This is a genomic window from Deltaproteobacteria bacterium (assembly GCA_028818775.1).
GTDB lineage: Bacteria > Desulfobacterota > Binatia > UBA9968 > JAJDTQ01 > JAJDTQ01.
The window spans coordinates 1-8,344 of sequence record JAPPNE010000132.1 but is presented as its reverse complement, the minus strand read 5'-3'; the positions used below and the strand labels follow the sequence as shown (position 1 = coordinate 8,344).

Annotated in this window: 4 protein-coding genes; all 4 read right to left on the bottom strand. The window is 72.0% G+C overall.

The window, feature by feature from the left end:
* Positions 1-2,265: conjugative relaxase (locus OXU42_14395; GenBank protein ID MDE0030581.1), on the bottom strand; the 2,265-nt coding region annotated here is incomplete at its 3' end.
* A 1-nt stretch (position 2,266) separates the two neighbouring features.
* The gene (locus tag OXU42_14390; protein ID MDE0030580.1) at positions 2,267-4,312 is read right to left on the bottom strand and encodes a type IV secretion system DNA-binding domain-containing protein; all 2,046 of its coding nucleotides are present in this window, start codon (positions 4,310-4,312) and stop codon (positions 2,267-2,269) included.
* A 31-nt stretch (positions 4,313-4,343) separates the two neighbouring features.
* Positions 4,344-7,256 carry a conjugal transfer protein TraG N-terminal domain-containing protein gene (locus OXU42_14385; protein MDE0030579.1) on the bottom strand — a complete coding sequence of 971 codons (2,913 nt, stop codon included), beginning with the start codon at positions 7,254-7,256 and terminating at the stop codon, positions 4,344-4,346.
* A gap of 24 nt (positions 7,257-7,280) precedes the next feature.
* The coding region (locus tag OXU42_14380; protein ID MDE0030578.1) for a conjugal transfer protein TraH at positions 7,281-8,344 on the bottom strand (1,064 nt) is incomplete at its 5' end.

The following is an 8,344-nucleotide window of genomic DNA, read 5'->3' as shown; positions in this document are numbered from 1 at the left end:
CGCGCGCGTCTTGTGGTCCACCTCCGCAACGCGCAGCTCGTCACCCTTCCCGACGCCGAGCCGTTTGTAGGGACGGTGGAAGGCCACGACGTCGCCCGGGGCGTAGTTGGCGGCGAGGGTCTTCTGGGCGTTGGTGTATCCCCTGGACACGAGCCGCTCGCCCTTGAGGGCGGGACCGCGAACGATGCGGTCCCGCACGAGGCGCTCGCGCACGATGCCGTTGATCCGCTCCCGCAGGGCATGGCTCGGGGCCAGAAGCGCGGTGCCGGCGCGCCTCTCGGGCGGGAGGGCGAGCCAGCGCGCGGCGGCAGCGCCCGCGAGGCCGTCGGGCCTGACCTCCACGACGTTCGTCCCGAGCTTCTCGAACGCGCGCGTCACGTCGCCCGCGAGGCTTGCCTCCACGGCCGCCTTCAGTTCGGGGTCCCGCTGGCGCATGATCTCGTCCATCACCGCGGTCCTCATGCCGGCGCGCTGCAACTGGGCGAACGGCTTTCCGGCATCGACCGCGTCCAGTTGCTTCTCGTCGCCGACCAGCACCACGCGGGGGACGCGGAGCGTATTGGCGATCCGCAGCAGGTCGCGGGCCTGGAGGGTGGAGGCGAACGAGCCCTCGTCCACGACGAGCACGGTCCTTTGGTACGCGGCCCGCATCGCCTTCTCTCCCTTTCTCGTCATGCGCCCCCGGGCCACGCCCTGGTAGCGGGCGAGGAAGCGCTGCAGGGTTTCGCTTGCGACGCCAGCCTCGGCCTCGAGGGTCCGGGCGGCGGAGGCCGACGGGGCAAGGCCCCGCACCGCGTAGCCCTTCTTCCCGAGGAGCGCGCGGGCGCGGTTCAGCATGGTGGTCTTGCCGGTGCCCGCATACCCCTGGACGCCCACGACGCGGTCATTTGCCGAGAGGATCAGCTTCACGGCCTCCCGCTGGCCCCGGGTCAGGGGGCCGTTCCGGAGCGCCTTGTCGACCGCGCGGACGCGCATGGGCGGCCCCACGCGTCCCTGCCCGGCCTCCATGAGCGCGATGGTCTCGCGTTCCCGGGCCACGGCGCGGGCCGTGGTGAGCGAGTCTTCGGCGCCGGGCAGGCTTACGGCGTGCAGGGTCCCCGCCTTCTCGCGGGCCGCGATCTCGCGCTCGATCTCTCCGAACCCGGCCGCGCCCGGGTTCCGGGCGAGCGCCGCGGCGAGCAGGCCGGCGCGGGTGAACACCGCCTCCCGCTCGGAAAGGTGCGCCACCGCCCAGTCCGCCGCCTCGGCCGCGGGCACCCTCGCCGCGGTCTCCTCCGCGGCCCGCTCCGCCTCCACCCCTCCCGCGCCATGTCCTGCGTTGGCTTCTTGCGAGGCTTCCCTGGAGACCGCCGCCTCGACCACCGCCCGCGGGTCGAAGCCGAGTTCCGAAGCCTGCCTCTGCCAGCTCTCCCGGAGCGCGCCGCGGTCCACGTCCCGCTTCGCGGAGCGGGTCATGAGCGCCGCGCGCTGGGCGAGGCGCTGGTTCCCGGCGGTGGCATTGGCGCCGCGCCCGGCCACCGCCGCCTCGATCTCCGCGCGCCGGGTCGAGTAAGCATCGATCACCCTCCTCGGAACGCCAGCGATCTCGAAGCGCCCGTCCGCGTGGGTCTTCTCGATGCCGTACCCCAGCCCCGAGATGTTCCGCGCAAGCTCGTTCCTGTACATGGCGCCGAGAACCATCTTGGACGCATAGAGCCGCTCGTTGGACATCGTCCGCCACTTGCCGTCGGCGCCCCTGACCATGTTGGCGATCACCGAGTGGGTGTGCAGGGCGGGGTCGAGGTTCCGGGACGTGTCGTGCCTGAACGCGGCGACCACCGTCTTCTGACCGCCCGCGCGCGACACGCGGCCGGTCCCGGGGTCCCTCATCCGGGTCTCCGCCACGTTCCGCTCGAACCAGTCGAGGGTGAACGCCACGGCGCGGTCGTGGGCTTCGACGACCCGGTCGTCACCGCCCACGAGCGCCGCGAGAGACACCGACTTGGGCGCGGAGAAGGTGAGGTCGCGGCCCGGGCGGTGCGTGATGCCGCCGTCCCTGTCCAAACGTCCGAGGCGCCGTCCGGAGCCGTCCGGCACACGGCCTTCGAGAACCGACCGGAAGACATCGGGGTCGACCGGCCCTTCGAGCCCGAGCTCGGCCGCGCCCCTCCCCACCCAGGCGCTGGCGGCGCGGTGCTCGGGGGCGTCCTTCGCGTAGTAGCCGTCGCGTTCATAGTAGGCGGCGCCCTGGGAAGGGCTCGCGACCGCGCCGATGGACGCCACCACGTCAGATCACCACGCCCCGGCGACTCCCGGATTCGTCCCCAGGGTTTCCAACGGCTGCCGGCTCTGGCTCGGGCGGCGGATTCTCCCGCGACCGCGCGCCCGCGTCTTCCGTCCGCCCCTCCGCTTCCGGAGGTGCCGGGTCCGTGCCGGACTCCGGCGGCGTCTCGGGCTTCAGCTCGTCTATCGGATCGGCTTGACCTCCGCCGTCCACCGGTTCGTCCACGAGGCGGGCGCCGCCATCGTCCTGCACGCCCTTGCCGCCCACGCCTTCGACCGGAGGCGCATCCGCGCCGGGCGGGGTTCCATCGGCCTTGCGCGGAACGAACCGTTCGGCGGAAGCCGGGCGGTCGACGTGCTTGAGCTGGATGGAGGTGACGGGGTACGGGCCGGGGAATTTCAGGTAGCCGTGCAGGTTCTCCAATCGCATGATCTCCGAGGGGAGCGCCAGCGGGCGCATCTGCCGATGCTGGGTGAGGGACACCCCGTCCCGCATGGTGCTGGCGCCGTAGCTCATGCCGTGCGTGTACTCCTCGACCTCGCCGCGCCCGAGGCTTTCCGCCGACCACTGCGCGGTCTCCTGGTCGGGGGCGGACAGCACCACCCGGGTGCCGCAGAGTCCGGAGATGGTCTCCGCGCCGTTCTTTCCGTAGATGTCCCGGAGCGCCGAGAACACCTGTATGCCCAGCACGAAGCAGCCGCCGAACTGCCGGGACTCCGCAAGGCCCGGCTGGAGGCTCGGCACCTGGTGGAGCGTCGGCAACTCGTCCAGGACGATCCATATCCGCCGCCCGCCGTCCTGCTGGAGCGAGAGCAGCGCGTTGACCGCGATCTCGAGCCACGTCGAGATGAGACCCCTCAGGCTCGCGTGCTGGTCTCCCCGGGAGGTCAGGAACAGGAACCCCTTCTCGTCCTCGCGGCCGACCCAGTCGCGGATCGAGAAAGGCTCGCCCGTGTCCGGCAGGAACTCCAGCGCTCCCAGGTGAGCGGTCAGCATGGCGCGCACCGAGAGCGCGGTCTTGGGGTTGTCCGGGCTCACGATGGACTGGGCCACGGTGCCCTCCATGGCTTCGGCCAACTCCGACAGCTCGGTCTTGAGCAGGTCCTCGACCAGCCTCCGGTTCTCCGTGACCCCCTGTGTCCACAGCACCCCCGCGCCGTTGGAGAAGAGTTGCCTTGCGGCGGTCACCCAGAACGGATCCACGGTGTCCTTCTGCTGGGGGATCAGGGCGGCGGCCATCATGTCGAAGTCCCGCGAGGTCCTGGCCTCGTAGAAGGGCGACCAGCGCGGGGCGCGGGCGTCCAGGGGGTTCATGAGCACGTCCCGGGCGGGATCGAAGAAGGACCGCGTGTAGGTGCCCATCTTGTCGTAGACGATGCAGCGCTCGCCCCGCGCCCGGACCTGAGCCACCAGGTCCGAGATCAGCACGGTCTTGCCCGAGCCCGTGGTGCCCGAGACGATGGTGTGCTGGGTCTCGGCGCGCCTGGGCCAGGGGATCCCGGCGATGCGGCACGAGGCCCGCCGCGCCGCTGGAACAACGGCCGTCGCCAGACGCTCGGAGAGGGGCTGCACGCGCCTTCGTAGCTGGCGCGCGGTGGCCAGCTCCGCGCCCCGCACGCGCCGGGTCCGGCCCAGGCGCCGGCCGAGCAGCCAGAATCCCAGGGTGGAGACGGCCACGCCGCCCGCTCCCCATCCCGCGCCCGCCCATGCCTTGGCGTAGACCGTCGCGAGCATGCGCTTGCGCAGCCATTCGATTCTTGGGTCCGCGACGATGTCCACGATCGGGGTCGGGGTCTTCCGGCCCTCCCGCCACTCGTGCATCTGGCCCGAGCGGGGAGAGTACCCTATCGAGAGCTTCAACTCGGCCAGGGTCCCCGTGCCCACCAGCCGCCAGTCGTAGGCGGTCGTGGAGCGGTAGAGCGCCGCGGCGGGGAAGATCACCACCACCAGGACCAGGCCCATGATCTGCCAGCGCACCAGCTGCCCCCACATGTGCACGTCGTGGAGCAGGGTCTGACCTCCCCGGAGCGTAGCCTTGCCGAACATCATCGGATCCTCCCTTTCGGCAGCGCCTCAGGCCTCACGGCCCGAGCGCCTCGTCGCGGCCCATGGGACCGCCCCGGGCGCCCTCCTTCTTTCCGCCCTCGTCCGGCGCGACGTTCCGCGCCGTGCCGTAGAGCCTGGCGCCGAGCCACTCGCCCACCAGCGGAACCGCCTCTGCGGCGTGCTCGCCGAAGGGCCGGCCGGTCTCGGCCGCGACCCCGGCGCGGCCCTTTTCGCTCAGCTCTTCCGCCGCTCCGCTTCGCGCCTCGCGCTCCGCCTCGCGGATGTCGAGCTCCGTGTCGGTCTCGGCGCGCAGGCGCTCGGCTCCTCTCCCGACACTCCCCCGTTCATGCTTCCCGCCTCCGCGTCCGGCGTCCCGCGCCCAGCCGGACCATTCCGCCCAGGCAGCCGTGGTCCCGCTCCTGTGGGACTCCCGCATCCCCTCGCGGCTTCGCTCGTAGTCCGCCAGGCCCGGCGCCGACGCCGGGTCCGGGCCTTTGGGCTGCGGGAACCTCTCCGCGATGAAAGCGGCTGCGTGCGTCCGGAGCTCCTCGGCGTCCTCCGGGGTCTGCGGCTGTACTAGGCGCATGGCGCCCGCCATGCCGATCTCGCGCCCGTCGGCGCCGGCGCGGGTGCTGAGCCAGTTGAAGAAGGGCTGGCCCAGATCCCGGTCTATTGACTGGGCTTGGCTCCGCACCTCGGCCGCCTGCCGGCTCCAGCTCTCGGCTTGGCGTTGGCTCAGCGCCTCCTGCTCGCCGTAGCGGCGCATCCTCGTGAGGTTCGCCCCGAAGCTCTCCTCCAGGCTCCTGAGCTCGCTCTCGCCCGAAGCCGTGGAGTAGCGTCTCGACGCCTCGGCCGCCCGCGACCATACGTCGAGCACGCTCTGCTGCTCGGCGTAGTCCGTCATCCGGTTCCAGGCCTCCCGGCTCAAGGTATTGCCGCGCCAGCTCACCGACCCGTCCGCTCCGAACTTGACGATGAAGTCGAAGCCCCCGCCGGCCCTGGCCTCGCTCGTGAGAGCCGCCGCCTGCTCCTTCGTGATGCCGCCCGCCTCGGAGAGCCCCTTGAGATGGGATTCCAGGCTCTGGACCGTCTCGCTCTCGCTCTCCGTGACGCCCCTGGAATGGGCCACGCCCGTGTTCACGTCGCGGGAAAACCGCTCCACCAGGGCCGCCGAGTCCGTGGCGGCCGCGGTGCGCGCGGTCGCCACCTCGGCCGACCAGTACCGGGCCTGCTCACGGGCGGCGCCCGCCCGGCTCTCGTGGCTCGCCGCAAGGGACTCCGAGAGCCTCACCCCCGCAGCCGGTATCCGGCTCGTGGCGGAACCGGCGTCCACCACCACCGTGCCGTCCCCGGTCACGGTGAAGCCCGCGCCTCCGGGAGCGTAGCCCGTGTAGCGGCCGGTGTCAGCGTGCAGCGAGGTGCGGACTTGGTGTCCTTCCACCGTTGCGAAGCGGTGGGTGTCCGTCTGGGTGTTGGCGAGCGAGACGTTGCCCGTCGTTCCTTCCTGTGCGGCCGAGGACGCCGCTTCCTGGCCCACCGCCAGCACCGAGGTCGCGAGCGCGGTGGCCCTGCCTACGCCGTAAGCGAGGGCGGCGGCGAGGAACGGCACCGACATGGAGAGGTAGCCCGACATGACCGCCACGTCCGACGCCACCGCCTGAATCCCCGCCTGGGCCACGAGCGACACGCCTATGTCACCGCCCGGCATCAAGGCTCCGGCGCTCATGCGCTCGGCCGCCTCGCCCATGGAGATCCGGTGAAGGACCGCGTAGAGCGGCCCCCAGCTCTGGAGCCACACGAGCCCCGAGAAGTAGGACCGGAAGATCGCGCCGCCCGCGGGCGTGAGCATGAGCAGCACCGCCATGGGGAAGGCGCCCACGTAGAGGCACTCGAACACGATGCGGAGCATGGGCACCCAGGTCTCGGCCTGGCGGCCGATGGCCCGGTAGGCGGAGACGGTCTGGGTCTCGGCCCGGGCCTCGGTGTAGGCCCTCAGTGCGGCGGCGTTCCCCGCCTCCGAGGCCCACTGCTCGCCGGCGTCGTGGATCGCGTTCAACACCATCTGCTGGCGCAGGATCTCGGCCGCGGTTCTCGAAGCGCCTATGAGGAAGTCGTGGGCCGCGGGCAGAGCGGCCATGAGCTCGGCCCGGGCCAGAGCCTCCGTCGCCGCTCCGGGGAAGAGCCTCTGCCCGAAGATGCCGGACGCTCTCGCGATCTCGGCCACCCAGAGCCCGTTGAGCCGCGTGGCGGCGTCGGCGCAGGTGACGATCTGGCGGTCCACGGTCGTGGCGCCCGTGCCTGAGGGAGCGCCGCGGGTCGCGTATTCGACCATGCGCGCGGGAGATGCCCCGGCGGAAGGCGAGCCCGCGGCGGTGACGAGCCGCCAGACGTCCGTGCTCTCCCGGAGGTCGTCGGCGGAGATGTGGCCCAGGAGGAGGGCGTGGAACACGCACTGCCGCGCGTAGGCCCGGAGGTTCCGGGCGAACACCGCGTCGGTGACTTCCATGCGGGTCGCCTCGGCCGCGAGCCTCGCGCCGAAGATGAGGCCGTGGCGGCGGTAGGTGAGATCGGCCGGAAGGGAGAAGGCCTGCTCGGTGAGGCGGGTCAGCCCGTCGCCCACCTGGCTCGTCACCGAGGCGAAGAGCGCCAGGCCTATGGGGACGTTGGCCACCACCGCGGGCGCCAGCGCCGGGTCGAGCCGGTCCACCACGCGCACGGTGGCCCTGGGAACGACCATCGCGCCCCAGACCGCGATGAAGAGAAGCATCCACCTGGCGTTGTCCTTCCACGAGCCCCCGAAGGCGGTGCGGAACAGAGCCCAGGCGAGACCGGCGACCCCTGCAAGCTGGGCCAGCGTCACGAAGGCGCCACCGCCGGTGATGGCGGCCACCGCGTTCAGAAGGTCCACCAGGTAGGTCCCGCCCCCCAGGGTGAAGAGTTCGTGCACGGCTGGATTCCCTGGGCGGCCGCGCTAACGCGACCCCGTGGCGCCGCGGGAGAAGGCGAGGGCGGCGCGGAGGTCCGCGGAGAGCGCTCCGGCAAGCTCGGTCTCGATGAGCCTCAGCTTCTCGACCACGGCCAGAGCGGTGTTGAACCGCTGAAGCCCCTCGTGGCGGTGACGGGCCAGGGCCGCCCGGTTCCGCCTGAGCCCTTCGCGCCAGCGCTCCAACTGGTCGCCGTCGGCGATGTCCAGGGTGCCGGCGCGTTCCTTCACCGTCCGGTGGAGGTCCGAGATCCAGACCTGCAGCACGTCGAGCGCTACCGCTTCGGCCAGGGAATCCACCTCCTGCTCCACCACCGCTCCCCGGTAGGCGGCCGCGGTGTTCACGACCCGGTAGACCGGGAGGGTGGTGAGGTTCACCAGCCCCAGGGCGTCGGCAGGCGGCGCCGTGTCCGCGCGAACGGCATCGACGAGACGCCGGAGAAGATCGGCGACCCGGTTCCGGAAGCCGCGCGCCGCGGGCACGGTGAGCCGCCCCAGGGTGGGATTGAGGCAGTCGGCGGCGGTGTCGCAACGGTAGACGGGGAGGTCGCCGCCGCCCTCCATCAGGACCTCGGTCACCCGGCGGTCGAGCGCCAGCGGCTCCAGGACGCGCACCCGGGGGCCGGAAGGGTCCGAGTCCGAGACCGGCGCCGTGACGATCACGGTCCCGGAGATGGACATGGCGAACTCGCCCAGGTCCCGGTCCGAGCCGAGGAAGCTCGACGCCCGCACGGCGCGCCAGGCGTAGTTGACGTTCACGGGGACCTGTTCCCTGAGGGGTCCCGAGGCCGCGGCCAGGGTCGAGTTCCGCCTGCCGTCCGAGCCGCAGCCGTGGCGCGCGGCGGCATAGTCCGAGAAGATGCCCTGCCGCGTCCCCACCGCCGCGCAGACCGCGGCGCTGGCCCGGTCGTTCCTCGACCAGACCGCTCCCACCAGGGCCTGCGCGGTCTCGCAGGAGTCCAGGTTCTGGTTGTTCACCCACTGGGCCAGGGCCCTGAGCTTCGACATGGTCTCGGCGATCACCGGCGAGATGGTCTCCAGGGCCAGCTCGA